The sequence below is a fragment of the Streptomyces sp. NPDC048636 genome (genome assembly GCF_040650655.1).
Lineage (GTDB): Bacteria > Actinomycetota > Actinomycetes > Streptomycetales > Streptomycetaceae > Streptomyces.
The window spans coordinates 112,686-136,307 of record NZ_JBEZHR010000005.1 but is presented as its reverse complement, the minus strand read 5'-3'; the positions used below and the strand labels follow the sequence as shown (position 1 = coordinate 136,307).

24 protein-coding genes and 1 pseudogene are annotated in these 23,622 nt (G+C 68.7%); 14 read left to right on the top strand and 11 right to left on the bottom strand.

All coding sequences use genetic code 11. The features are described 5' to 3' along the window. The first annotated feature begins 156 nt into the window (after nucleotides 1–156). Together AB0C66_RS15900 and AB0C66_RS15895 are read left to right on the top strand one after the other, a co-directional pair. Entirely contained in the window at nucleotides 157–927 is a 771-nt protein-coding gene (locus tag AB0C66_RS15900; protein WP_362437719.1) for a zinc ribbon domain-containing protein, read from the top strand. A 324-nt stretch (nucleotides 928–1,251) separates the two neighbouring features. Beyond that, nucleotides 1,252–1,821 carry a carbonic anhydrase gene (locus tag AB0C66_RS15895; protein WP_362437717.1) on the top strand — a complete coding sequence of 190 codons (570 nt, stop codon included), beginning with the start codon at nucleotides 1,252–1,254 and terminating at the stop codon, nucleotides 1,819–1,821. Between the two features lie 21 nt (nucleotides 1,822–1,842). Here the strand turns inward: AB0C66_RS15895 and AB0C66_RS15890 are convergent, their stop codons facing one another. Beyond that, nucleotides 1,843–2,043 carry a hypothetical protein gene (locus tag AB0C66_RS15890; protein WP_362437714.1) on the bottom strand — a complete coding sequence of 67 codons (201 nt, stop codon included), beginning with the start codon at nucleotides 2,041–2,043 and terminating at the stop codon, nucleotides 1,843–1,845. Between the two features lie 158 nt (nucleotides 2,044–2,201). On the opposite strand from AB0C66_RS15890, the gene AB0C66_RS15885 reads away from it, so the two are divergent. Beyond that, nucleotides 2,202–3,095, top strand: coding sequence for a hypothetical protein (locus AB0C66_RS15885; protein ID WP_362437711.1), 894 nt, complete (start codon nucleotides 2,202–2,204; stop codon nucleotides 3,093–3,095). A gap of 39 nt (nucleotides 3,096–3,134) precedes the next feature. Here the strand turns inward: AB0C66_RS15885 and AB0C66_RS15880 are convergent, their stop codons facing one another. Both AB0C66_RS15880 and AB0C66_RS15875 read right to left on the bottom strand, forming a co-directional pair. Further along, nucleotides 3,135–3,782, bottom strand: coding sequence for a dihydrofolate reductase family protein (locus AB0C66_RS15880; RefSeq protein WP_362437708.1), 648 nt, complete (start codon nucleotides 3,780–3,782; stop codon nucleotides 3,135–3,137). An 80-nt stretch (nucleotides 3,783–3,862) separates the two neighbouring features. Then, a complete protein-coding gene (locus AB0C66_RS15875) occupies nucleotides 3,863–4,273 on the bottom strand; it encodes a cupin domain-containing protein (RefSeq protein WP_362437705.1) in 411 nt (136 codons plus the stop codon). A gap of 52 nt (nucleotides 4,274–4,325) precedes the next feature. On the opposite strand from AB0C66_RS15875, the gene AB0C66_RS15870 reads away from it, so the two are divergent. Beyond that, nucleotides 4,326–5,318, top strand: coding sequence for a helix-turn-helix domain-containing protein (locus AB0C66_RS15870; protein WP_362437702.1), 993 nt, complete (start codon nucleotides 4,326–4,328; stop codon nucleotides 5,316–5,318). Nucleotides 5,319–5,388: 70 nt separating this feature from the next. Here AB0C66_RS15870 and AB0C66_RS15865 read toward each other — a convergent pair whose 3' ends face one another. Both AB0C66_RS15865 and AB0C66_RS15860 read right to left on the bottom strand, forming a co-directional pair. After that, entirely contained in the window at nucleotides 5,389–5,763 is a 375-nt protein-coding gene (locus AB0C66_RS15865; protein ID WP_362437699.1) for a VOC family protein, read from the bottom strand. A gap of 101 nt (nucleotides 5,764–5,864) precedes the next feature. Further along, nucleotides 5,865–6,893: a methyltransferase gene (locus tag AB0C66_RS15860; RefSeq protein WP_362437696.1), complete on the bottom strand. Its 1,029-nt coding sequence runs from the start codon at nucleotides 6,891–6,893 to the stop codon at nucleotides 5,865–5,867. A gap of 250 nt (nucleotides 6,894–7,143) precedes the next feature. On the opposite strand from AB0C66_RS15860, the gene AB0C66_RS15855 reads away from it, so the two are divergent. The 4 genes from AB0C66_RS15855 to AB0C66_RS15840 all read left to right on the top strand — a co-directional run bounded on the left by AB0C66_RS15855 (nucleotide 7,144) and on the right by AB0C66_RS15840 (nucleotide 10,026). Next, nucleotides 7,144–7,725 (top strand): TetR/AcrR family transcriptional regulator, encoded by a 582-nt coding sequence (locus AB0C66_RS15855; protein ID WP_362437693.1) that lies wholly within the window; start codon nucleotides 7,144–7,146, stop codon nucleotides 7,723–7,725. A gap of 33 nt (nucleotides 7,726–7,758) precedes the next feature. Continuing rightward, nucleotides 7,759–8,013, top strand: a complete 255-nt coding sequence (locus AB0C66_RS15850) for a zinc ribbon domain-containing protein (RefSeq protein WP_362437690.1) — start codon at nucleotides 7,759–7,761, stop codon at nucleotides 8,011–8,013. 93 nt (nucleotides 8,014–8,106) lie between these two features. Next, nucleotides 8,107–8,889, top strand: a complete 783-nt coding sequence (locus tag AB0C66_RS15845) for a DNA alkylation repair protein (protein WP_362437687.1) — start codon at nucleotides 8,107–8,109, stop codon at nucleotides 8,887–8,889. A gap of 129 nt (nucleotides 8,890–9,018) precedes the next feature. Then, a complete protein-coding gene (locus tag AB0C66_RS15840; protein ID WP_362437685.1) occupies nucleotides 9,019–10,026 on the top strand; it encodes a methyltransferase in 1,008 nt (335 codons plus the stop codon). Between the two features lie 110 nt (nucleotides 10,027–10,136). Here the strand turns inward: AB0C66_RS15840 and AB0C66_RS15835 are convergent, their stop codons facing one another. After that, a complete protein-coding gene (locus AB0C66_RS15835) occupies nucleotides 10,137–10,685 on the bottom strand; it encodes a dihydrofolate reductase family protein (RefSeq protein WP_362437682.1) in 549 nt (182 codons plus the stop codon). Nucleotides 10,686–11,087: 402 nt separating this feature from the next. Here AB0C66_RS15835 and AB0C66_RS15830 point away from each other — a divergent pair, with 402 nt between their 5' ends. Next, nucleotides 11,088–12,314: a hypothetical protein gene (locus AB0C66_RS15830; protein ID WP_362437679.1), complete on the top strand. Its 1,227-nt coding sequence runs from the start codon at nucleotides 11,088–11,090 to the stop codon at nucleotides 12,312–12,314. Nucleotides 12,315–12,390: 76 nt separating this feature from the next. Here the strand turns inward: AB0C66_RS15830 and AB0C66_RS15825 are convergent, their stop codons facing one another. Then, nucleotides 12,391–13,242, bottom strand: coding sequence for an NmrA family NAD(P)-binding protein (locus AB0C66_RS15825; protein WP_362437676.1), 852 nt, complete (start codon nucleotides 13,240–13,242; stop codon nucleotides 12,391–12,393). 65 nt (nucleotides 13,243–13,307) lie between these two features. Here AB0C66_RS15825 and AB0C66_RS15820 point away from each other — a divergent pair, with 65 nt between their 5' ends. Together AB0C66_RS15820 and AB0C66_RS15815 are read left to right on the top strand one after the other, a co-directional pair. After that, a complete protein-coding gene (locus AB0C66_RS15820) occupies nucleotides 13,308–13,643 on the top strand; it encodes a helix-turn-helix domain-containing protein (RefSeq protein WP_362437673.1) in 336 nt (111 codons plus the stop codon). Further along, entirely contained in the window at nucleotides 13,595–14,530 is a 936-nt protein-coding gene (locus AB0C66_RS15815; protein ID WP_362438790.1) for a DUF998 domain-containing protein, read from the top strand. Before AB0C66_RS15820 ends, AB0C66_RS15815 begins: the two co-directional genes overlap by 49 nt. Here AB0C66_RS15815 and AB0C66_RS15810 read toward each other — a convergent pair. Beyond that, nucleotides 14,450–15,649 (bottom strand): annotated as a pseudogene (locus AB0C66_RS15810) (MFS transporter); the annotation flags it as partial. The gene AB0C66_RS15815 and the pseudogene AB0C66_RS15810 overlap by 81 nt on opposite strands. A gap of 100 nt (nucleotides 15,650–15,749) precedes the next feature. Between AB0C66_RS15810 and AB0C66_RS15805 the strand changes: the two are divergent. Together AB0C66_RS15805 and AB0C66_RS15800 are read left to right on the top strand one after the other, a co-directional pair. Next, entirely contained in the window at nucleotides 15,750–16,835 is a 1,086-nt protein-coding gene (locus tag AB0C66_RS15805) for a helix-turn-helix domain-containing protein (RefSeq protein ID WP_362437670.1), read from the top strand. Nucleotides 16,836–17,009: 174 nt separating this feature from the next. After that, the gene (locus tag AB0C66_RS15800; RefSeq protein WP_362437667.1) at nucleotides 17,010–17,474 is read left to right on the top strand and encodes a hypothetical protein; all 465 of its coding nucleotides are present in this window, start codon (nucleotides 17,010–17,012) and stop codon (nucleotides 17,472–17,474) included. 117 nt (nucleotides 17,475–17,591) lie between these two features. On the opposite strand, the gene AB0C66_RS15795 is transcribed toward AB0C66_RS15800, so the two are convergent. Next, nucleotides 17,592–18,194, bottom strand: a complete 603-nt coding sequence (locus tag AB0C66_RS15795; protein WP_362437664.1) for a DJ-1/PfpI family protein — start codon at nucleotides 18,192–18,194, stop codon at nucleotides 17,592–17,594. Between the two features lie 143 nt (nucleotides 18,195–18,337). After that, on the bottom strand, nucleotides 18,338–20,530 hold the full coding sequence (locus AB0C66_RS15790; RefSeq protein WP_362437661.1) for an SMI1/KNR4 family protein: 2,193 nt from the start codon (nucleotides 20,528–20,530) through the stop codon (nucleotides 18,338–18,340). A 404-nt stretch (nucleotides 20,531–20,934) separates the two neighbouring features. Between AB0C66_RS15790 and dacB the strand changes: the two genes are divergently transcribed. Continuing rightward, nucleotides 20,935–22,281 (top strand): D-alanyl-D-alanine carboxypeptidase/D-alanyl-D-alanine-endopeptidase, encoded by a 1,347-nt coding sequence (dacB, locus tag AB0C66_RS15785; RefSeq protein ID WP_362437658.1) that lies wholly within the window; start codon nucleotides 20,935–20,937, stop codon nucleotides 22,279–22,281. A 129-nt stretch (nucleotides 22,282–22,410) separates the two neighbouring features. On the opposite strand, the gene AB0C66_RS15780 is transcribed toward dacB, so the two are convergent. Continuing rightward, on the bottom strand, nucleotides 22,411–23,571 hold the full coding sequence (locus AB0C66_RS15780) for an ABC transporter substrate-binding protein (protein WP_362437655.1): 1,161 nt from the start codon (nucleotides 23,569–23,571) through the stop codon (nucleotides 22,411–22,413). Nucleotides 23,572–23,622: the final 51 nt, after the last annotated feature.

Here is a 23,622-nt window from a genome sequence, read left to right as displayed (position 1 = left end):
CCACCGGAGGCGAGCGCCCCGGACCACACCACGGCGCACTCCCCGACCCCCGCGGACACCGACGCGCCCGCGTCCGCCGTGCCACGGACCACGAGCCCTCCGCCCCGGACCGGACCGGACGGGGTCCGCTCCGAGCCACCCGCACCAGACCCCGTGGTGCCGGTACGTCCCGCGAAGCCGGTCGCCCCACGTCCCGTCGTACGGTCCGCGGCGGAGGAGGAGGAGACGGCGGGGGTGCCGTGCCCCGCCTGCGATACGCCCAACGCGCCCGACCGACGGTTCTGCCGACGCTGCGCGACTCCGCTGAACCCCGCCGCGAAGCCCGAGCCGCTGCCGTGGTGGCGGACCGTATGGCCGTTCCGCCGCCGGACGCGGGCGAGTTCGGGCCGGGGGGTGCGGCTCCTGGTGATCCTGGCCGTGGTGGCAGCCCTGTGCGTGGGCGGTTTCCTGCTGCTGCCGGCCGGACGGGCCCTGTTCGAGGACGCCCGGGACAAGCTGAGCAAGGCCAAGGCCGTGACCCCGGTGAGTATCGAAGCCAGCTCGGAAGTCCCGCGGCACCCGGCGAAGAACACCACCGACGGGCTGAACGATCGCTACTGGGGCGCGTCCGGGGAAGGCGCTTCGGTGACCTACACCTTCCGTAAACCCTTCCGGCTGGTCGACCTGATCATCACCAACGGCGCCTCCTCGTCCCCGGAGGAGTACGCCCGCCAGGCCCGCGCCCTCCAGCTGGACCTGGAGGTGACAACACGGGACGGCACGAAGCACAACAAGAAGATCACCCTCAGCGATAAACCGGGCCCGCAGACGATCCCCACCAGGATCAGCGACGCGCAAACGGTACGCCTGGTCCTGCGCCAGGCCACCGGTCTGGGCCCGGGCCGTCATCTGGCCCTGGCGGAGGTGGAGTTCTTCCAGCGGAGCTGACGCGGCTCGGGCCCCGGCGGGCGATGGGAGCGCTGCGTCATCGGAGTGACGCCCTGGGCGGGGGCGTCGCGCCTCCGGCCGGGTCACCCGCACCACCCTCAACAATTGCCCTGGCCAGGACGCGGGAACGGGTCTGAGCGGCATCGAGGGGATCGACCGATGGACAGTGGCGGACGGCTGAACCGTAGAGCGGTGGTTGCCGGCGGGCTGGCGGGCGCCACCGTCGCACTCGCGGGGTGCTCATCGACGAGGACCGCCCCTGCGGCGGCCAGCGCTTCGCCGAGCCCGCGGGCAACCACACCCTCCGCGGCGTTCGAGAGACTGATGGAAGGCAACGAACGCTGGGTGAGCGGGGACCTTCAACACCCCGACCGCGATCCGAACCGACGTCAGTTCGTGGCCCAGAAGCAGAAGCCCTTCGGGGCGATCCTCTCGTGCATCGACTCCCGAGTCCCCCCTGAGCTCCTCTTCGACACCGGTCTGGGTGACCTCTACGTGATGCGCACGGGCGGGGAAGCGGTCGGCCCGGTGGTCATCGGTTCCGTCGAGTACGGGCCCATGACCAGTGGCACCCCTCTCATCGTGGTCCTCGGCCATCAGCGATGTGGCGCCGTCGAGGCGGCGTACAAGTCCCTTCGTCACGGCGAACCACTGCCCGGCAACCTCCAGGCGATCGTCAAGGCTCTGCAACCGGCCTATGAGAAGACGGTGTGGGAAGGCGGCGCCGATCCGGTCGAGAGGATGGCCCGCGCCCAGGTGAAGCTGACCGCGGCCGGTCTGCGCTCCAACGAGAACCTCTCCTCACTCGTGAAAAAGGGCGACCTTGCCGTGGTCGGCGCCTACTACTCACTCGACAGCGGCAAGGTGGAAGTCCTGTCCGGCGCACCGTCCTGAACCGCTCGGACGAACGGCTGTTCAGCGCCAGGGCGGCTTCAATCCGTTGAGCAGGGCGCGTAACACCGCCAGCCGGTGGGCGGCATCGCGGGCGGCTGATGGCCTGAGCGCCTTGCGCGCCGCATGCACGGCGAGCACTCCGAGCATCAGCCGGACCAGACCTTGGCTGATGGCGAGAGCAGCCAGCGCCCAGACAGCGACGCCCATGTCCATGACGAGCATCTCCGATCACCTTCCGCGTCAGGGGATCTCCTGTCTAGCGCGGTCACCCGCGGATCCGCTTCCCCGCGCCCGCGCGGAAGTGGTGGAGTGGCCGACCGAGGGAACTCAGCGCAGCTGCGCCCCTGTTGGCCGGGCGAGAAGCGAGGAAGCATGCCCGCATGGACGACATCGACGGGCCGCGAGGACCCCGAGGCAAACGGGACCTGCCCTCCCCTTACCACCAGGACCTGTCCGGGGTGCTGCGCAACCTCAACCGCCGCACCCGCTGGGGCCGCGACCGCCTCGCGAACGACCGCGTCACAGCCGCGTTTCTGGCCGCCGGTATGCGGCTGCTCGTACGCCACCTCGGCCCTGGCGCCCAGCAGCGCGTCAACAGCGAGCGGCTGCTCCTCGGTTCCCTCTCACAGCGCAGGGTCGCCGAGGAGTTCGCCGGAAACCCCCGGCCCTTCACCCGGCACGGCAACGGCGTATCGATGTTGCGGGACCGCTGGAAGCTCCATTCGGACTTCGTGACCGACCTCATCGGCTTCGCGGTGTGGAGGGAGAACTACCGGCCCGAGTACCGGGAGCGCCGTGCCGCCAACATCAAGCGGCTGGTGCACGGGCAGGACTTCGTACGCGCCGTCCACGACATCGCCTACCAGCACACCGCCGAGGGGGTGGAGCTGCCCTCCGTCCGGCTGGGGCTCGCCCTGATGACGGCAGCCGAGGGCGACGAGGAGGTGACACGGATCATCTCCACCGTGTACGAGGACTACCTCGGCTCATGGAAGAAGCTGTACACCGTGGTCATGCGGGAGCGCCGTCTGCGACTGCGCAAGGGTCTCACCCTCGATGACCTGGCCAACGCGCTGTCCGCGGCCGCCGACGGGATGACTCTGCGGGCCATAGGTGACCCCGGAGCCGGTGTCGTCGACCACGACAACCGCCGTTCCGTCATGGGCACGGTCGCGCTTGCCGTGATCCACTCCTTCCTCGAACCGGACGACGACGCGAGTGGCCTCACGCTGGAGCAGGCCGTGGCGGCGAGATTCGACGGACAACCGTGCTGAGGGACTGACATACGACCCCGGCGGAGAGACCGAGGTGGTTCACCGACCCGCACGGGCGAACGTCAGATGTGTGACTCCGCCGGGTGTGGAGACGGCCTCGACCTCGTAGTCCTGCTCGAGGCCCTCCAGCCCGTCCCAGAGGCGTACACCTCGGCCGAGCAGGATCGGGACCACCACGATGTGCATATGGTCGACGAGCCCGGCGGCGAGGAAGTCGCGGATCATGGTGGGACCCCCGCCGATGCGTACATCCTGGCCGCCCGCGGCCTCACGGGCCGTCTCGAGCGCCTCGGCGGGCGGAGCGTCGATGAAGTGGAACGTCGTGCCGCCCTCCATCTCGATCGACGGGCGCGGGTGATGGGTGAGGACGAAAACCGGTGTGTGGAAGGGCGGGTTGGGACCCCACGCGCCCTTCCACTCCGGGTCCTCATGCCATCCGGGATAGCCGAACTTCCCGGCCCCCATGATCTCGGCGCCGATGCCGGGGGCGAACAGCCTCAGGAAGGCGTCGTCGACGCCTTCCGTGCCACCGGTCCCGCCGACCATCGCGCGGCCCCACCGGGTGGCGAACATCCAGTCGTGCAGCCGTTCACCGGCGTGGCCGAACGGTGCTTCGAGGCTCTGGCCTTCGCCGGTGGCGAATCCGTCGAGCGAAATGGAGACGTGTTGGACGCGGGCGTGTGACATGGCCGGTGTTTCCCTTCCTTCGGCTGGCCGAGCCGCGTCGGATCAGCTCGGCCCCAAGGCGAAGGTAGCGGTCCCCCATGTCAAACGCCGCTCCCGGAGGTGTTGAGCGCGTGCCCGGTCGTCGCGTCCACATGGTCCGGGATCTCGTCGTGGCGATCGCCCACGGTCGGTGTCCCGGCGGGCTCGAACATGAGGATCGCGGCGCCGGACGGAGCGTACGGCTTGTGTTCCGTACCTCGCGGGACGGTGAAGACCGCCCCCTGTGGGAGCAGAACCGTGCGCTCCCCGTCGGGCTCACGCAGAGAGATGCGCAGTTCTCCGTCGAGTACCAGGAAGAACTCGTCGGTGTCGTCGTGGACGTGCCAGACATGTTCGCCCCCGACCTTGGCGATACGGACGTCATAGTCGTTGACGCGCGTGACGATGCGGGGGCTCCACAGGGCGTCGAACGAGGCCAGGGCCTTGCTGAGGGAGATGGGTGCGTTGCTCATGTGCTCATCCTGAGCCGTTTCGCAGGGCCGGTGTGAGTGCTAGGAATTGCATATGGCGAAAGAATCCTCGCACGCGGTTCACCCGGCGGGCGTACACCGGGTCGTCGTGATCGTGGACGAGAACTCGAACCCCTTCGAGCTCGGCTGCGCGACCGAGGTCTTCGGTCTCCGCAGACCGGAGATCGGCCGCGATCTCTACGACTTCAGACTCTGCTCCCCCGAGCCCCGCACCCTGATGCGCGATGGTTTCTTCACGCTCACGGGAGTCGCCGGTCTGGAGGCCGCCGATACGGCGGACACCTTGATCGTCCCCAACCGCCCGGACGTCCAGGTGCCCCGCCGTCCCGCCGTGCTCGACGCCGTACGACGGGCACACGCACGCGGTGCGCGCCTGGTCGGCTTCTGTAGCGGCGCCTTCACCCTGGCCGAAGCCGGAGTCCTCGACGGGCGCCGGGCCACCGCGCACTGGCAGTGGGCGGATTCCTTCCGGGCCCGCTTCCCCTCCGTCAGGCTCGAATCGGACGTGCTGTTCGTGGACGACGGTGACATCCTCACCGCCGCGGGGAGCGCGGCCGCGCTCGATCTCGGGTTGCATATGGTCCGCCGCGATTACGGCGCGGAGGTCGCCAACTCCGTGAGCCGACGGCTGGTCTTCGCGGCACATCGGGACGGTGGGCAGCGGCAGTTCGTGGAGCGCCCCATGCCCGACCTGCCGGACGAGTCTCTGGCGCCCGTCCTGGTCTGGGCCCAGGAACGGTTGGACTCACCGCTCGCCGTGTCCGACCTCGCGGCGCATGCGGCGGTCAGCCCGGCGACGCTGCATCGCCGTTTCCAGGCGCAACTGGGCACGACGCCATTGACGTGGCTCACGGGGGAACGGCTTGCCCTGGCGTGCCGGCTGATCGAGCGAGGCGAGTCCCGTTTCGACGTGGTGGCGCGGCGCAGCGGTCTTGGCACCGCCGCCAATCTGCGCGCGCTGATGCGGCGCGAGACCGGCATCACTCCGTCGGCGTACAAGCGCCGGTTCGGGCCGGAGGTGCGTTGACGTCGGCCATCCCCTTCCGGCGACCGCACGACAGCCGGGCGACAACGGGGCGACAGCCCGGTGTCCCGGCTCAGGCGCCCGGGAGGAAGAGGCAGAACGGGTGGCCATGCGGGTCGCGGAGGACGCGTACGCCCTCCTGCGGCTGGTGCGCCTCCAGCGTGGCGCCCAGGGCACGGGCACGCTCGGTCTCCGCCGCCAGATCGTCGACCTGGAAGTCCAGGTGCGCCTGCATCTGCTGCGCTCCCGGGCGCTGTGGCCACACCGGGGGCGAGTGGTCGCTCTCCAACTGGAAGCTGAGGCTGGGGCGTTCCCGCTCCGGGGCCCGCAAGCGGACCCACTCCGGCCCGCGGACGACCTCCTCCCAGCCGAGCAGGGCCCGGTAGAAGTCGGCAAGCGCCGGCGGATCGGGAGTACCGAGGACAAAGGCACCGATCGTCGTCGTCATGCCCCCACCCTTGCCCGCGGCACCCGCCTCTACGCTTCCGCTCACCCAGGGAGACCTGCGATCGGTCACCCATCCAGGTGCCGCCTGAGACCGTCGTCGCCTCAGACCGTCGTTGCCTCGATGACGGCGAAGCCACCAGCTGAGGTGATGTTGGTGCGGCGCAGCCCCGCGGCGGCGAACAGCGCGTCGAACTCGGTGGTCTGGCGTTCCCTGCCACCGGTCATGGCAAGCATGTTCATGTCCATGAGCGGGGCGATCCCGGGGGTGCCGATCTCCGGAATCAGGTAATCCACGATGACGACCCTGCCTCCCTCCCGCAGCGAGGCATTGCAGTTCTTCAGGATGCGTACGCAGGCATCGTCGTCCCAGTCGTGCAGGACGTACTTCAGGATGTACAGGTCGGCCGACGGGACCGCCTCGAAGAAGTCCCCGCCGACCGCACTGAACCGCTCTTCAAGGCCGTCGGCCCGCGCGGCCGCCGCGGCGTCGGGAGCGATGTGGGGCAGATCGAAGACCCCTCCGTGAAGGTGGGGGTTGGCCGTCATCATCGCCCGGATGACCTCGCCGTTCGCTCCGCCGAGGTCCAGGGCGAGCTTCACGTCGCTCGTGTCGATCACCGCGGCGATGTCCTGGGCCGCGGCCCGGGAGAGGTTCCCCATGGACTCGGTGAAGAAGGCCGCTTCGTCCAGGTGCCGGGCGAAGTACTCGAAGATCGTCGCATCCCCGTGAGCCGCGGTGATCTGGTGCTGTCCGGTGCGTATGGCTTCCGAGAACCGTCCCCATGGCAGCCAGTGCCCGGGCGCGGCCTGGGAGATGGCGAATCCGCGCAGCGAGTTCGGGTCTTCCTTGTGCAGGGTGCTGAGCAGCGAGGTGCCGCGGTAGTGTGCGCCGCCATCCGGACTTGTCATCAGGCCGAGTGAGGCACAGGTCCGCAGGAGACGCCGAGTGGCGTCGAGGTCGATGTCTTCCGCCGCGGCGATGGCCTCAGGTGTGTCGGTTCCCTCCGCGAGGTGATCGGCCAGCTTGTACACGGCTGCGGCACGGACCGTCTGGGTGATCCAGAAACCGGTGACCATGCCCATCATGCGCGCGTAGTCCTGTGCCTGTGCGGGGTTCTGCGGCGTTGCCACTCGTGAGCTCCGATTCTCTGAAGGACGCAACGCGCACCGCGTTGCCAAGAGTTGTCTCCCCCAGAGATGGAGTCGAGGAAGCGTCGGTTCCACTCATGAAGGGGGCCGCCCTGTCCAGTCATAGAGGGGGCGGTCCCGTCCAGCCGACCACCGCTCGACCGGGTGGCCAGGTGTCGATCCGGGCCCATGCTTGACGGTTCCAATTTCACTGAGCTATAACTCATTGAGTTACGACTCAGTGAGGAGTGTGATGTCGAGTCGCGTCGCGCAGAAGGAAGCCACGAGGCGCCGATTGATCGGTCAGGCCGTCCGGCTCGTGGCCGAGCAGGGCTTCGCGCACACCCGCACAGTGGATGTGGCACGGGCCGCCAACGTGTCGCACGGCACGGTCTTCACACATTTCCCTTCACGGGAGGCCCTGGTCCTGGCCGTGGCCGGGCATATCGGCCAGGAGATCACCGACCGTCTTCATGAGCTGGTCGGCGCGGACGGCGGACTGCGGGCCGTTCTGGAGGCGCATCTGCGGTGCCTCGAGGAGAACGAGGACGTCTACCGGCAGCTGGTGATCGAGGCGCTCCTGCTGCCTGCGGAGTTCCGGGCCACCTGGGTGGGACTCCAGTCCGCGATCGCCTCGTATCTGTGTGCCGCCGCTGAGGCCGAGGCGTCGCGGGGCCGGATCCGGGCGCTGCCCGCGCATCTGATGTTCAACACCTGGATCGGCCTGGTGCATCACTACCTGATCAACAAAGACCTGTTCGCACCCGAAGGCTCCGTCATCGCCGCGCACGGCCCGGCCCTGGTGGATCACTTCCTGACCCTGTTGCACACCTGACCCTGCTGCACACCTGACCACCGAGGAGATCCCATGTCCGAGCACACCACCCCCAACTGCGTGAGCTGCGGGATGCCCATGCGCACCCCCGAGGAGCACGCGGCGGCCGACCCGACGAGGGACTACTGCCACCACTGCGCGGGAGAAGAGGGCCAGATGAAGAGTTACGACGAAGTCCTGGCCGGTTACACCGGGTTCCTCCAGCACACCCAGGGCCTCCAGGAAGACGTTGCCCGGGAGGCGGCCACCCAGCTCCTGCGGAAGCAACCGGCGTGGAGCCATCTCTGATCGGCAACCGCCACGACCATGCACCATGTCCCTCCGTCCGCCCGGAGAATGAGGGGGCGGAGGGACCCCGCAAGAATCCACTCGGAGATCGTGATGGGTATCGCAATGACCGCACACGGGATGGCCGAGGCTCTGCGGTCACCGGACAGGCTCGCGGGGCTGCTCATCGCGGAACTCCGTGACCACGCCGACCCAGCAGCCGCCGACCGGGCGAGAGTCGTGATTCCCGGCGTCCACGACGTCATGGGCACACCGATGACCGTGGTGGCGGCGCTCGCCGGCCCACTCGCGAAAACCGGCAGGAGTCGGCCCGACGAGGTCATCGCCGCACTGGACGTGTTGTGGCGGAGCGGGATCCTCGAGCCACGGCAGCTCGCCGGGAAGGTTCTGGAGCGTCTGGGCCGCTACCACCCCGAGCGTTGCCTGGCCGCGGTCGAGCGATATGTGCCGTCGCTGGACTGCTGGGCCAACGCCGACAATCTCGCCTGCTTCGCCATGCGGCACATCACCGCACACGCCCCCGCTCGGGCCATCGACCTCAGCGGACGTTGCATCGCCGGCGACGCGGTGTGGACCCGCCGCTTCGGTGTGGTCATCCTGCGGGCCTTCGGGAAGACCGACGCCCCCAGCGATGTCTTCACCCTCCTCGACGCTCTGCGGGACGAGTCCGACCGCGATGTACAGAAAGCCGTCGCGTGGATGTTCCGCGATTTGTCACGGAACCACCATGACCCCGTGCTGGCACTGCTGACCGCCTGGGCCGACGTCCCCACCCCCGCGACCAGGCGGATGGTTCGCGAGGGCATGAAGAAACTGCCGCCCCTGGAACAGCAGCACTTGAAGGATCTCCAAGCGACAGCCCAACCGGAGCGGTAACCGCCCGGCCCGTTACCGGCAGACGGAATGAGTTCCGAGACGGAGCGAATAAATCCGGCCTCGATCGTCTTGTGATCCCTGGCGGTTACGTGAATATTCAAACCGCCGGGCTCCAGGAGGAGAGTGCAGATGAATCCGCCCAAGCCGACAGACGTCATGATGCAGCTGATGGGAGGATTTCAGGTCTCCCAGGCCGTCTACGTCGCGGCCAAGCTGGATGTGCCGACGATATTGGACGAGGCGGGCGGCCCGCTCACGGTGAGCGAACTGGCCGGGAAATCCGGCGCGCAGGTCCCCCAGTTGCGCCGACTGCTCCGCACTCTCGCCTCCTTGGGGTTGTTCACCCTCGAGGGCGATCGGGTGTCCCTGGCGCCCATAGGAGCGACGCTGTCCCGCAACGCCAGCGCATCGCTGTACGGGATGGCGGTCATGTGGATGGAGACCCACTACGCACCCTTCAGCGACCTGCTCCACACCCTCAGGACGGGCGAGCCCGCTGCGACACATCACCTCGGCAAGCCCTTCTTCGACTGGGTGAACGAGAACCCGGACCGATCCCAGCAGTTCAGCGACGCGATGGCCGCCGTCACCAGCGGACTCCGCACCGGCGCTTTCGACGACTACCCGGTGCCCGACGGTGAGCTCATCGCCGACATCGGAGGAGCCGACGGAAGCGTTCTGGTCGAACTCCTCAAGGGCCTGCCTGACCGCCGGGGAATCGTGTTCGACCTCCCGCCGGTGCTCCCGGCGGCGCGGTCCACGCTTGCCGCCCAGGGACTCGACGACCGGGTCGAGGTGGTCGGTGGTGACTTCTTCGACAGCGTGCCGGTCGCGGACATCTACGTCCTCAGCTACATCCTTCACGACTGGGACGACGACGCCGCCATCCGCCTGCTCCGGACAGCGGCCAAGGCAGGTGGCCCGGGAGCGCGAGTGCTGATCGTCGAGACCATCGTGCCGGACGGCAGTGAACCGCATCTGGCCAAAATGGTGGACCTCACCATGCTCGGCATGCTCACCGGGATGGAACGGTCCGAGAAGGAGTACCAGTCGCTGCTGAACGCCGCGGGTATCAGCATCGACAGGGTCGTGTCGACGCGGACTCCTTTCTCCATCATCGAAGCGACGGTCAACTGAGACCGCGTTCGTGGGCTCCTGCCCTTGCCATATGAGTCACACGTGAGCCCCCCCTATCGGTCTCGGACAGGTCGGGGGATCCGAGGCGGGGACGCCGCCAACCGGACGTGTCAGCGCGCGTTCGGAACATAGGTGAGGCCGAGGATGCCGTTGTCGAGCCGCTTGACGTCGATCAGGTCGAAATCCGTGGTGTCGATCCCGTCGTAGAGCCGTTCGCCACTTCCGGCGATGACCGGGAACAGCCAGAACAGATATTCGTCGACCAGCCGGTGCTCGAGAAGTGTCCGACTGAACGAGCCGCCGGTGCCGATCTTGAGGATGTCGCCGCCCGGCTCTTCCTTCAGCTTGCGCACGGCGTCGACGACATCGTCCCCGAGCAGAGTGGCATTCCACGTCACCTCGGTGAGGGTGCGCGATGCCACGTGCTTGGGGATGGTGTTCATCCGGGCCGCGTACTCATCGAATGTCTCCGCCAGGGTCGGCCACACCTCGGCGTGGTTCTCGTACGTCACCCGCCCGTAGAGGAGCGCGTCGACCGAGAGCAGCAGCTCCTTGGAGAGCTGCTCGAACTCACCGGCCCACCTTGTGGGGAGCCAGTTCTGGGGCGTGCTGACCTGGCCGTCCAGGGTGATGACCGCCTGCTCAACGATCTTCCGCATCGTCACTGCTCCTCGCCGTCGATGTGGTGTGGTCGATGTGTCGAGAGTGCGGACTGCCCGGAGCGGGAGAACTCATCGGTCCGTGATCGGTCGGTGAACGCGTACCGGTGCCGGGCGGAGTCCAGAGTGTGATGAATGGTCTCTTCGGGTGAATGCCCGTCGCCGTGATGGACCTCCCGCCCGGACCGCGCCTTACTGGGATGGCATGTGCTCGGCCGCGACGTAGTCGGCATCCCGGCGTCACCGGACGCAGGACCACACCCCCACCCCCTTCTTCCTCACGCCGTGGCGTTTCCGCGTGAGCACCTGAATCGAACCCACGTGTACAAGGAGAACCCCATGATGTGGAGAGCACAGGTCCTTTCCGGGCCGCGCAGACGGTCCGGACGGCGGTGGGCGTCGTTGGCGGGAACAGTGGCGCTGGGGGCCGCTGCACTGGTGGCGGTGCCCGCGGCCGGGCCCGCGTACGCGGCCTCGGTGCCGTGCAACGACGCGGCGCTGGTGACGGCGGTGGCCGGAGTGGCCACCACTGGCGGGTCACTGAGTCTGTCGCCCGGCTGTACCTACACCTTGACCGCCGCGGACAACACCAACAACGGACTGGCGGTCATCACCGGGTCCGTGAGCATCACCGGGAACAACGCCACCATCCAGCGGAGTTCCACCGCTCCCATGTTCCGGATCTTCGAGGTGGGCAGCGGCGGCACCCTGTCGCTCACCGACCTCACCATCCGGGGCGGCAACGTCACCGCCCAAGGGGCCGGCGTCCTCGTGGACGGCGGCGGCACCCTGCACACCACCAGAACCAGATTCACCGCCAACACCACCGTCGGCAACAACGACGGCGGCGGTGTCAGCGTCCTCGCGGGTGGCACCAGCACCTCAAGCGGCGACACCTACACCGACAACGTCGGCTTCCACGGCGGGGCCGTCAACTCCGAGGGCACCTCGACCCTCACCAACGCCACCATCACCGGCAACCGGGGCGTGGAGGCCGGTGGGGTCAACAACGACACCGGCACCTCGAACATCACGATCTCCGGCAGCACCTTTACCCGCAACATCGTCAACGGCACCAGCGGGGACGGCGCGGCCGCTGACTTCGACGGGGGCACGGTCAAGATCTCGAACAGCAGCTTCAGCCTCAACACCACGACCAGGACAACATCGAACGGCTTCGCCGGGGCCATCTACAACGACGCGGACCTGACGATGACGGGCTCTGTGGTCACTCGCAACACCCTGACGACCGCTGGCACCCGGGCCGAGGGCGGAGGAATCTACAACGACGGCGACCTGACCCTGGTGAATACCGCGGTCAACGCCAACTCTGTCCAGGGGAACGCGAACAACGACTCCGGTGGCATCTACAACGACGGCACGCTGACGCTCCAGCGCTCCACCGTCAACGCGAACACCGTCGCCAACGGCTTCGCGGGAGGCATCTTCAACGACGGCGGTGACCTCACCGCGACCTCCAGCACCATCAGCGGAAACACCTCCAGTGACGCACCGGGAGGCATCTCCAACGACAGTGGGACCGTCACCCTGACCGGCTCTGTCGTCGGGGGCAACAAGCCCACGAACTGCGTCGGCAGCCCGACACCCATCGCCGGCTGCACCGGCTGACCCCCGAAGGGGCCGACGGGCCACAGCCCGTCGGCCCCTTCGTCCAGGTGATGGGGTACGAGGGTGCGGCGGCCGGTCATACACCCACGGCGGCCAGCCATTCGCCGACGGTCCGGCACTCCGTACCGAGCAGTTGTTGCGCGGAACGGCCGGGTTCGATCGCGTGGTCCGGAACCTCCCCGAGCAGCCGGTAGTGTTCGGCGACCCCGGCCGCGGCCACTTCGCCGAACAGGGGGGTGAGGGCGGCGCCGAAGTCCGCGGGAGTCAGGGCCTGGTAGGTCACCTGCGTGCCGAAGTGCGCGGCGAAGCCCTCCGCCAGGAGCGACCCGGTGAGGGCGGGGTGGTGCCCGACCTCGACCACGCCGGTCACCTCGGGGCGTGCGAAGAGCGCGGCCACCGCGTCCGCGACGTCCAGGTGGGAGGCCCAGGAGATGGGCTGGTCCGCGTCCAGCGGATACCGCAGCACGGCATCGGCACGGACTCCTTCGAGGACCGGTGGCAGGAGCAGGTTCTCCAGGAACAGGCGCGGGGCCGCCACCGCGTGGGACACACCGGTGTCCGCCACCCCCCGTATCAGCACCGCCACCGGGTCCTCGCCCTCGCCCGCCGCCGAGGCGCCCGTGGCACCGCTGGTGGAGATCACGACCCGGGCGGGCCGGGCCTTGGCGACGGCGGCGGCGATGTTGCGCGCGTAGTCGAGCCGGAGTTCCTCGGAGGCCATCGGCAAGTGTACGAAGACCCCTGCCGCGCCGCGGTACACCTCGGTCAGGGCCTCGACGGAGGAGAGGTCGGTGGCGATCACCCGTGCGCCGGTCACGTCGGCGTCGGCCCGGCGGGTCAGAGCGACCACGGGTTCGCCCGCGGCGGTGAGGGCGGAGACGACGGGAGCCCCTTGGGCGCCGGTGGCGCCGTGGATCACATAGGTCATGGGGCCATTAGTGCACAGGATGCATCGGTTACATCAAGTGCACCAATGGCCGTAGGGTGCTCCGGGTGACCACTCCGCTTCCCGAATGCGGCGTCGCCCGCTTTCTCGTCCTCCTCGACGGCCCCTGGGCCACCTTGATCGTGCGTGAACTGCTGCGTGGCCCGCACCGGTTCACCGAGCTTCGCGACGCCCTGCCCGGTATCAGCCCCCACACCTTGACCCGGCGCCTGCGCCGTTTCGAAGCACACCACATCGTCACCCGCACCATGCACGCCGAGATTCCGCCGCGTGTGGAGTACCGGCTGACACCGCACGGCGAGCGGCTTCGGGTCGTCCTGGAGGCGATGGCGTCGTGGGCGGACTCGGTGGCCGATGGCGACACCCGCCCTCCCGGTGGTTGAGGTTCAGCGGCGGATCCCCCGGAAGAGCCAGGCGCTGTCCCCCGCAGGAGGGGTCCGCACTTCACTCCCGACAGCGATGTGTGGGCCCGGTCCCCACTGCGAATCTGACACATGACCGTCCCGCGCTCCACGAGCGCGCGATCGAGCATGAACACGGAGAGGCAGTCGTGAAGTCGAGGTCCGTATCGAGTCCGGGGACACGTGGACAACTGGCCGCCAGGATCGGCGCCGTCGCCTGGGTCCTGAACGCGGCGCAGTTCCTGATCGTCCAACTGATCGTGGCGGCGGGCTGGCGTACGCCCTACAGCTGGCAGCGCAACAACATCAGCGATCTGGGCAATGTCCACTGCCGGATATGGGACGAGTCCCGTCCCCGCTACGTCTGCTCACCCCTCCACAATCTGATGAACACCTCGTTCGCCGTCCAGGGCGTGCTGCTGCTCATCGGAGTGCTGCTCACCGGGTTGGCCTGGGGGCGAGGAGCGATGGCGTGGACCGCCCGGGTCCTGTGCGTCATCGGGGCGGGCGGCTGGGTCCTGGTGGGTGCGGTGCCCGCCGACGTCAATGAGGACCTGCATGTCCTTGGCGCGCTCCTCATCATGGGTCTGGGCAACATCGGGCTCCTGTGCGCGGCAGGTGTCCGCAAGGAATCCCTGCTCGGCCGGGTGCGGGCCGTCACCCTCGGCATCGCGGCCACCGGGGTCCTCGGTACCTGGATGTTCTTCGCCCGGTACGACCCCGGTATCGGTCTCGGCGGCATGGAACGAGTGGCGGCGTTCGCGCCACAGGTCTGGACACTCGTCATCGCCCTGATCCTCCTTCTCGGTGGCGACGGCGGCGGAGGAGAGGAGCGTCGCGGCGGCGAGACCGCCCCAGAGGGCGGCTGAGCCGTGGGGTGCGAGAGCGGTGATGACCACCGGGGAGACGGCGAGGCCGAACCCGGTGGAGAGCTCGAAGCGGGCGAGGGTGCGCCCGAGGACATGGGCCGGGGCGAGGGCGGTGACCAGCGCGGTGGCGCTGCCGGCATAGATGATCTCGCCGATGGTGCAGACCACGGACACCGCGGCGACGGCCGGGGCAGCCCAGCCGTGTCCCAGTGAAGTGGCCGCGAGGAAGCCGAGGTAGGACACGGTGAGTACCACACCGGCGAGAGCCAGTACGGTCCGTCGGGAGAAGCGGGACATCATGGCGGTGACCGGTACTTGCAGGGTGACCACCAGCACCGTGTTGGCCACGAAGATGGCCGCCGACCACACCGGGGATGCGTGCAACTGTGTCACCAGGACCAGAGGGAGCGCGATTTCGGGGACGTTCAGGCAGAAGACGTAGACCACATTGGCGGCCAGCAGCGCGCGCATCCGGGGAGCGGGCCCGTCGTCCGCGTCCTTGGCCGGGGCGGCGGCCGGACGCGCGCGGAGGCGGACCGACCACGCCAAGGCCGCCGCGGTGAGATAGGCGAGCCCGGTGACGGCTGCCAGCACCTGCAACGCGGTGGTGCCACCCGCCAGGCACGCGGTGGCGAGGAGCGCGCCCACGCCCAGCCCGGCGTTGCGCAGCGCGCGTCCCCCCGCGAGAGCCATGTCGCGTTCCCGGCCGTGGGCGACCGTGGCCACGAGAGCGGCATGGGCGGCCGGCCATGCCTGGTTGCCGATGCCATGGAAGAGCACCGCCATCGCGAACAGTCCGACACTCCCTGTCGGGGTGGCCAGCAGCAGCGCCACGCCCACCACCCGCACCAGCATCGACGCCGCCACGACCGTGCTGCGGGCACCCCGGTCCAGCCATCGGCCCACCGCGGGCATGCACACCAGACCGGCGACGATGCCGAGCGTCATGGCGATGCCGGTGGCCGGTGCGGACAGCTTCAGCACCGTCACCCCGTAGAGCAGCAGAAAGGGGCGCAGCAGACCGGTGCCGAGCGCGTCCACGGCCAGGGCGACGGCATAGCGGGGGCCTCCGGAGGCACGGATGAGCGCGCGGGGCCGGATCTTGGTGGTGGTTGTCATGGCGTCAAAGGTGCGTTCGGCCGCCGGACCGGCCCTGTCGATTGACGGACTCCGTCAACCGACGGTGTCGTCGGCCATGCCGGTCGGTGATGATGAGGGGGTGACGTTGAGGATCGACATCAGCGGCCTGCCGTCCGAGCGACTGCGGTTCGCCGCCTCCCCGCTGGCCGAGCTGACCGCCATGCTGCATGTGCTGGCCGAACCCGGACATCATCCGCAGCTCGCCGGCTGGGCCGGGGATGTCTGGGCCGGGCTGCGGCCGGAGCTGGCCGAGCGGTTGCGGGAGGCGGAGTTCCTCTGGCGTTCCTCACAAGCCGACTTCCTGCTTCCCGCACGCCCCCGGCCGACCCTCGCCGAGGAGTTGGACGATGTGGACCGGATCGACGACGCGACGTATGTGACCGCGGCGCTCGTCACCACGTGTGGCAGCAACCAGGTTCACTTCGCCGCGCCGTCGCCACTCACCGACGTGTCGGCGCGCGAGCGGGCGCTGGACCTGGCCCAGGCCCGTGGCGCGCGGCAAGAAGCCTTCGCGGAACGGCTGCTCGCGGACCCGGCCGCCGTGCGGGCGCGGGTCCGTCACACCCTCGAACAGTGCGCCGAGGCCTTCTTCGACGCCGCCTGGGCGGATGTCGCCGTGCGGCTCGCCACCGATCTGCGCCTGAAGAACGACCTGTTGCAGCGCCAGGGCGTCGGAGCCGCACTCGCCTCGGTCTCCGGTGCGGTCACCCTGGCGCCGGACGGCGACTGCATCATCGTGGACAAGCTCCAGGACAAGGCGACCGCCGCGCACGGTGCCGGGGTCACCTTCATTCCCAGTGTCTTCGGCCATCCGCATCTGGTGGTGGTCCACGCGCGCGGGTGGCAGCCGGTGGTGCAGTACCCCGTGGCCGAGCCGAGTCCGTCGGAGCCGGTGTCGCTGGAAACGGTCACCCTGCGGCTGGAGGCACTCGCCCATCCGGTACGGCTGCGGCTGCTGCGCACCCTGGCCCGCGGCCCGCACACCACCGGTGAGTTGGCCCACGCCTGGGAGCTCTCACCCCCGGAGGTCTCCCGCCACCTCGCCGTCCTGCGCCGCGCGGGCCTGCTCACGCCCCGGAGACACGGTCGCTACGTCCGCTACACCCTCAATCTGTCCGATCTGACCGCGCTGGGCACCGACCTGCTGACGGCCGTACTGCGCTGAGTCCACGAGTGAACTCATTGCCAACACAGCTGTGCAATGAGCACTAACGACGTACCGGCCAGATGGGGGCAGGCTGGAGGAACAGTCACCAATCGACCCGGAGACCCACCCCAGAACCCCAGCACCGACCGACCGCTATGCCAACGACCATCCGATACGGGGGACAACCCAGCCATGACATCCATCCTCGCGCGTACCGCCGCCGCGGCAGGTGCCGCAATCGTCGGCGCTGCCATCTTCACCTCGCCCGCAGTCGCCGACTCCAGCAGGCCGCTCGCCCCGAACGGCGAGGCCGCTCTTCCGCAGGTCACGTTCGGGTCCCGCGCCGATCAGCTCGGCGACGGCACCGTCTGGGCCAAGGACCGCCACGGAAACGTCGTCGCCGAAGCCCACTGGCAGGCCGACCCGGGCGGCAACATGTACCCCAAGGGCGACACCCTCTACGTCTCCGACTTCATGGCCGACGGCCTCGGCTCGCGCGGCGAGGCGTCCGTAGGCATCAAGATCAGCACCAGCGGATCGGGAGACCGCGTCCAGAAGACCAAAGACGTGGCCGAGGGCAGGAAGCTCTACATCAACCTGTGCATGACCAACTCCTCGGGCTCCCTGTGCTCGCCCGGCCTGACCGTACGTGCGTGAGGTGCGACGCGGACCTCGGGCACTCGGTCCGGACGGCGACACGCTGTTCCTGACCGGCCCGTAGGTGGCACGGACGAGGGGGCCGTACCGGGTGGTACGGCCCCCTGCGTGGTCAACTCACACCGGTGGCCGCGGGTCGTATTGGATACCGCGTCGCACCTCACGTGCGCGCTCCGGCGAGGCCAGCCGGGCAACCAGATGAAGAGCCATGTCGATACCGGCCGAGATCCCCGCGGAGGTGACCACGTCACCGTCGTCGACGAACCGCTCCTCGGCCCGCACGTCGATCGTGGGATCAAGCTCCGCGAGCCGGTCCAACGACGCCCAGTGTGTGGTCGCCGGTCTCCCCGCCAGCAACCCAGCCGCCGCGAAGACCAGTGAGCCGGTGCACACACTCGTCATCAGCGGAACCGATCGCCGCTGGGACCGGACCCACTCCACATGCTTCTCGTCGTGGACCTGAGGACGAGTCCCCCGGCCACCCGGGTGCAGCAGCACATCGAGTGCCGGCATGTCGGCCATCGAGTGGTGCGCCTCGATGGTGAGCCCCTTCGCACAGGTCACGGGGTTGCCGTCGGCCGAGAAGCAGAACACCTGCCACCCGTCCTCGGCGAAGGTACGTGTCCAGTACGACAGGACCTCCCATGGACCGACAGCGTCGAGCTCCTCGACCTCCGGGAACAGCAGGATCCCAATCTTCCGCGCGTCTTCGTTGTCCATATCGCGATCCAAACAGACCCGCCTCCCCCGGCCACGGATTTTCCGCCCCGCACCAGAGGCGACGTCCCAAGGCACGCCCCCGGACCGAGCGGGCCCCTGGCATTTCCTGGCCATGACCAGCTGCGTCGGCGACATGGGCAGGTTCAGTTCGGCGAGCCGTGCGAGGACCGGCGCGGGAGCGTCACCACCACCCGGGCCCGCTGCGGGGTGATCACTTCGCGGAGAGCGGGGTCGGTGAGCAGGACGACCGGGGCGATGCGGTTCGGATCGTCGGAGTGCCAGTGCCGCAGGGCGGCCACGACGACGGTCCACGCCCCCTCGTCATCGCCCTGCGCGGCCAGCGTACGGGCCAGGTCCAGGGCCTGTTCGAAGGCCGGTGTCTCGGGCAGTCGGGGCGGCACATGAGCGGCGGCGCGGGCGATCCAGTCCTCGTTGGACTCGCCCTCCACGAAGGCCAAGCCGGGGACCAGCCGGTCCAGGCTCTCGAGCCGCGGCAGCCCACCGAGCGGCCGGTGCTCCTCCACCGTACGGCGCAGATAGAGCGGGACCGCCTCGGCCCGCACCTGGTCCTCACCGACCGCGGAGATGACGCGGTCCCGGCCGAAGACGTTGTTGCGGATCTCGTGGTGAACGGACTGGGGATCGAGGAACGCGCCCAAAATGATCATGAGGTACAAGCCGACGCCCGAGCCCTTGTTCGCGGCACGCCCAAAGGTCGCCAGCGCCTGCTCGGCCTCTCCCCGCAACGCCTGTTCGCGGCCCTGGGCGAGCAAGTCCTCGGCCCCCTCGGGGTCCACACCGTAGCCCTCGTCGGACCTGAGCTGCTCGAACCCGGCGCGCTCCTCCTGGACCAGCTCGGCGAAGGACGCGTGCCGCTCGCTCAGCCCCGGGTACCAGCTCGCCCAGATGTACGCGGCCCACTCCCCGTCTTCGGACACATCACCGGGGTCGAGCAGCCAGTACTGAGCGTCGCCCTCCTCGGAAATGAGCAGCGAGCGCCGGTAGATGGCGTCTTCCTCGGGGTAGTCGCCGAGAGTGATCGAGTCGGCCACGCCGGGCTCCGCCTCGGTGAACCAGCCGACGGTGCTGGTCGTGCGCATCTCCCACATAAAGGTGCTCAGGTGCAGCCAGCCGTCGGAGGCCCCGAGGAACGAGCGGTAGCTGGGCGGAAGCCGGGTGCCGAGCCGCTGCTCCAGAGCGGCGAGCCGCTCTTCGCTCGCGCCCTCGTAGCCCAGCCATCCGGCGGCCCGCTGCTCGTCGCTGACATCCGCCAGCTCGTCCTCGGGGGTCGTGCGGATGACGTCGGCGCTGTAGTCGGCCAGATACGCGCGCCACTCTTCGACGGTGCGGGGGCGGGGCCGTTCGGGGGCGGATGACCGCGGCGCCCCCCGATAACCTGACGGGCTCCCGGCCACCTGTCGGCGGTAGCCGAAGAAACCCTCATAGGTGGCGACGGGTGCGGCCTCGAAGAGTTGGACCTGACAGAGCTGAACGCAGTCCGAGCCCGCGTTCGCGGTGATCTCAAGGCGGTAGTGCCGGTACTCCGCGCCCGGCGCGGCCGAGACGGTGAAGCCTCGCGGCTGGTGCCGCCGGGGGAAGACCTCATCGGTACGGGAATCGAGCACGGCCCAGTGCCGACCGTCGTGTGAACCCTGGAGCGTCCAGTTCATCGGGTCGCGGTCCGGGCAGTCGTTCGCCGAGACCAGTACGTAGTGGCGGACCTCGACCGGCCGGGCACAGCCGAACTCCAGCCAGCCGCTCACCGATCCGTCGCCCAGCCACTTGCTGCCCGAGCCGTCCAGCAGGTTCTTCGCCACCTCGCCGGCCGCCTCGTACTCGTCATGCGCCCGCACGACGCCGACCAGCCCGGTGACCTCACGCCGGGGGTCGGGTTCAGTGGCGGTGGTGCGCAGCGTCACCGATCCGGATCCGGCCGCCTCGCCGTGCCAGTCCACGTGTTCCACATGAGCGTCGCCGTCCTCGAGCAGCAGCCACAGATCCCCCGCGGTGTGCCACTCCTCGCCCTGGCTCTCCTCCGTACGGAACCGGTGAGCCGCGCCGTCCTCGACGGCCTCGCACCGTTCCAGCGTGCCGCGGTACTCCGCCGACGCGCCTCCGGCGGCTCGGTGGTACCCGTAGAAGCCCTCCATGGCCGCCTGGAAACCGACCGCCGCCTCGGCGCCGTCGCGGGTGCGCCAGCCGAGCCGGTCGAGCGGTGACCGCTCGCCCCCATCGATCCCGACCCGCAGCCGTGGACCCGACTCCCATGTCTCCGCACCGTTCCAGCGCCGCTCGGTACGGAAGACGAACACCCTCTCCCCGTCAGTCGGTCGCACTCACGCTCTCCTCACGCCGTCCCTCATGAACGAGGACGCCACGGCCATCTCTCGGAATTCGTTTGAGCGTACGAGGCTGTGCGAGAACGGCCCGCAATCAGCGGCGGAGCCCCAGCAATTCATCTAGAGGTGGCCAGGAACGTGTGGAGTGTTGGAAACTGACGCAACCTCAGTAAGGTTCTGCCCCTCTTCACTCTTTCCCGCGAAACGGGTTCGGCGAGTGGGCGTGACCAGCTGGTGCGACGGCGGCGCTACGGCCCGTGACCGGCCCCCGACCCTTCTACCACTGTCATGTCTGGGGATACACCTGGAACCCTCCCTCATTTCTTGAAAGCAACAAGGAATTCGGTTGTTAATTTCCCAGCCAGATCCGGCTTTCCCACGCACTCACGTCAAGGAACACCATGCCCCCCACCACTCCAGCCGCCAGTGCCCGCGGTCGTCACCGCAAGCCGAGAACGCTGAGCCCGGCAGCTCGCCGCGCGATCGTGTTCGCGGCAGCGGCGCCCGTCGCTGGAACGATCCTGACCGCCCCGTCCGCCTTCGCCGCCGGGAAGGACACCGCGAAGAACGTCGGCACCGCCGAGTACGGACTCGACCCTGCCGAGCAGAAGATCGCGGACAACCTGAACTCCCGCGTCCAGGACCCGCGGCTGGGCACCACTGTCAGCGGTGTTGTCATCGACTCCGAGTCGGACAAGACCGTCTGGGGCCATGGCGCGGAGACCGCTCTGATGCCCGCCTCCAACACCAAACTCGCCACCGCGACGGCCGCGTTGACGGTCCTCGGCCCCGACCACAAGTTCACCACCAAGGTGGTCTACGGCGATGGCACGCTCACCCTCGTCGGCGGGGGCGACCGCACCCTCACCACTGCCGACCTCGAGGCGCTGGCGAAGACGTCCGTGGCCGGGCTGAAGAGCGCGGGCCTCACCTCGGTGAAGGTGCGTGTCGATGACAGCCTCTTCCCCGAGCCCACCCTCGCCACCGGCTGGAACGGCGACTACTACCCGGACACCGTCGCCCCGGTGCGGCCCCTGGTCGTTGACGGGCACGGTGTCACGGACACCTCCCTCGACGCGGGGCAGGTCTTCGCCAAGAGCCTCGCCGACAAGGGTGTCACCGTCACCGGTGAGGTCACTCGCGGCGCGAGTGGCGAGGGAGACGTGCCGGTGGCCCAGCACACGTCCGCGAACCTGTCCACGATCGTCAAGCACATGCTCAAGGTGAGCGACAACAACATCGCCGAGACGCTGCTGCGGATGACCGCGCTCGGTGCGGGTCGGCAGGCCACGTTCGAGGACGGGACAGCGGTCGTCCGGGAGGTGCTCAGCAGCACCTACGGGGTGTCGATGGACAACTTCCAGATGCACGACGGCAGCGGGCTGTCCCGTGCCACTCGCATTCCGGCGCAGACCCTCGTGGACATCCTCGATCTGACCACGGACCCGCGCTACCGCACGACCCTGAAGTCCATCAAGGACGGTCTGCCGGTGGCGGGCGAGGAGGGTGGCACCCTCGGGCCCGGGACGGGCCGGTTCGACACCCCGGACTCCAAGTGTGCCGTCGGCAAGGTCATGGCCAAGACCGGCACCCTCACCGGCGCCATCGCCCTGAGTGGTTTCACCAAGGCCGAGGACGGGCAGTGGAAGGTCTTCTCGTTCATCGAGAACGGCTCCAGCGCCGACCCGGCCGACACCAAGGACGCGTTGGACGGCCTGGCCGCGACCGTCAACGGCTGCTGGGCCTGATCCCCGGTCCCCGGGCCTGATCCCTGGGCCTGTTCCCTGGTCTGAGGGGACGCTATCGCGCCGCCCGCGCCACTGCGCGCGGGCGGCGTGTCACATCTCAGCAGGACAGGTCCTGGGCGCCCCGTCTCGTCAGCCCTGCTGACCGTCCTGGCTGATGGGCGCGAGTCCGAGAACACCCTTGGGGTCGGCGGGGTTCACACCCCGCACATCGCCCACATAGAGGCCGACACGGGCCTTGTAGCGGTCGAGAGCGGTGCGGTCGCTCATGAAGTCGCGCAGTCCGAGCGGGTTCATATGGGCGTAGTCGAAGATGCCCTTGCGGCCGGACGGAGGGGCGACGTCGTCGCGGGCGCTCCAGGTGCCGATGGCGTTCCGCTGGGTGTCCTTGGACAGCAGCCAGCTCATGTAGAGCTTGGCGGCGGCCTTGTGCGGGGCGGCCTTGAGGATGGCGGCGGTCTGCGGCCAGGCGACCCAGGGGCTCCGCTTGGGAAGGCTGGGAGTGGAGAGGCCGGAGAAGCTGCCGCCACTGCCGAAATTGGCCACGTAGTCGCCGGTGCCGACGAGGTCGGCCGAGTCCTGCGTACCACGGACGAACGCCGGATTCTGGGCCATGAGCTTCTTCAGGTAGCTGAACCCATAGCGATCGGTGAGCTGCTTGAAGTAGTAGAGGACGGCGTCGTCGTCGTTGGGGTAGGTGAAGACGAGTTTGTTCTTGAACTCCGGCCGCAGGAAGTCCTCGGCTTCGACGGGGGCGTTGTCGCCGAGCTTGGTGGCGGTGACGTTGCCAAAGGCGTAGAAGAGGGCGCCCGTGAAGTAGCCGTCCGAGTCCTTGACCTGGTCGTACACCCGGTTCCAGCCGACCGGTCGATAGCGCTCCAGCGCCCCTTCCTTCTTCCAGCGGGGGAAGTCGTCGAGTGTCTGTAGATGTGTGACGTCCACGACGACGTTCTTCCTGGAGATCTGGTCGTCGATACGGGCGTCGTGGTTCTTGCTGAAGTCCACGACCATGTTCACCTTCATCTTCGGGAACTTCTTGATGAAGGCGTCCCGGAGGTAGTCGGCTTGACCCGGCTTGTCCCCACCCGCGTAGACGGTCAGTGTGCCGCCCTCGGCCACGGCCGCCTTGTAGAGCTTCTGGAGCTGCTCCTCCTCATGCTCACCTGTGGCGGACACGTCTCTGCCACCACCCCTCCCCCCGGATGTGTCGGCCAGGGCGACCACCATGCCACTGGTGCCCAGCACACCGAGCGCGACGGCTCCGACCAAGGCTCTGCGGGTGGACTTCTTCACGACGACAACTCCCCTATGCGTACCGGTGGTTATGACGCCGACGGGCTTCAG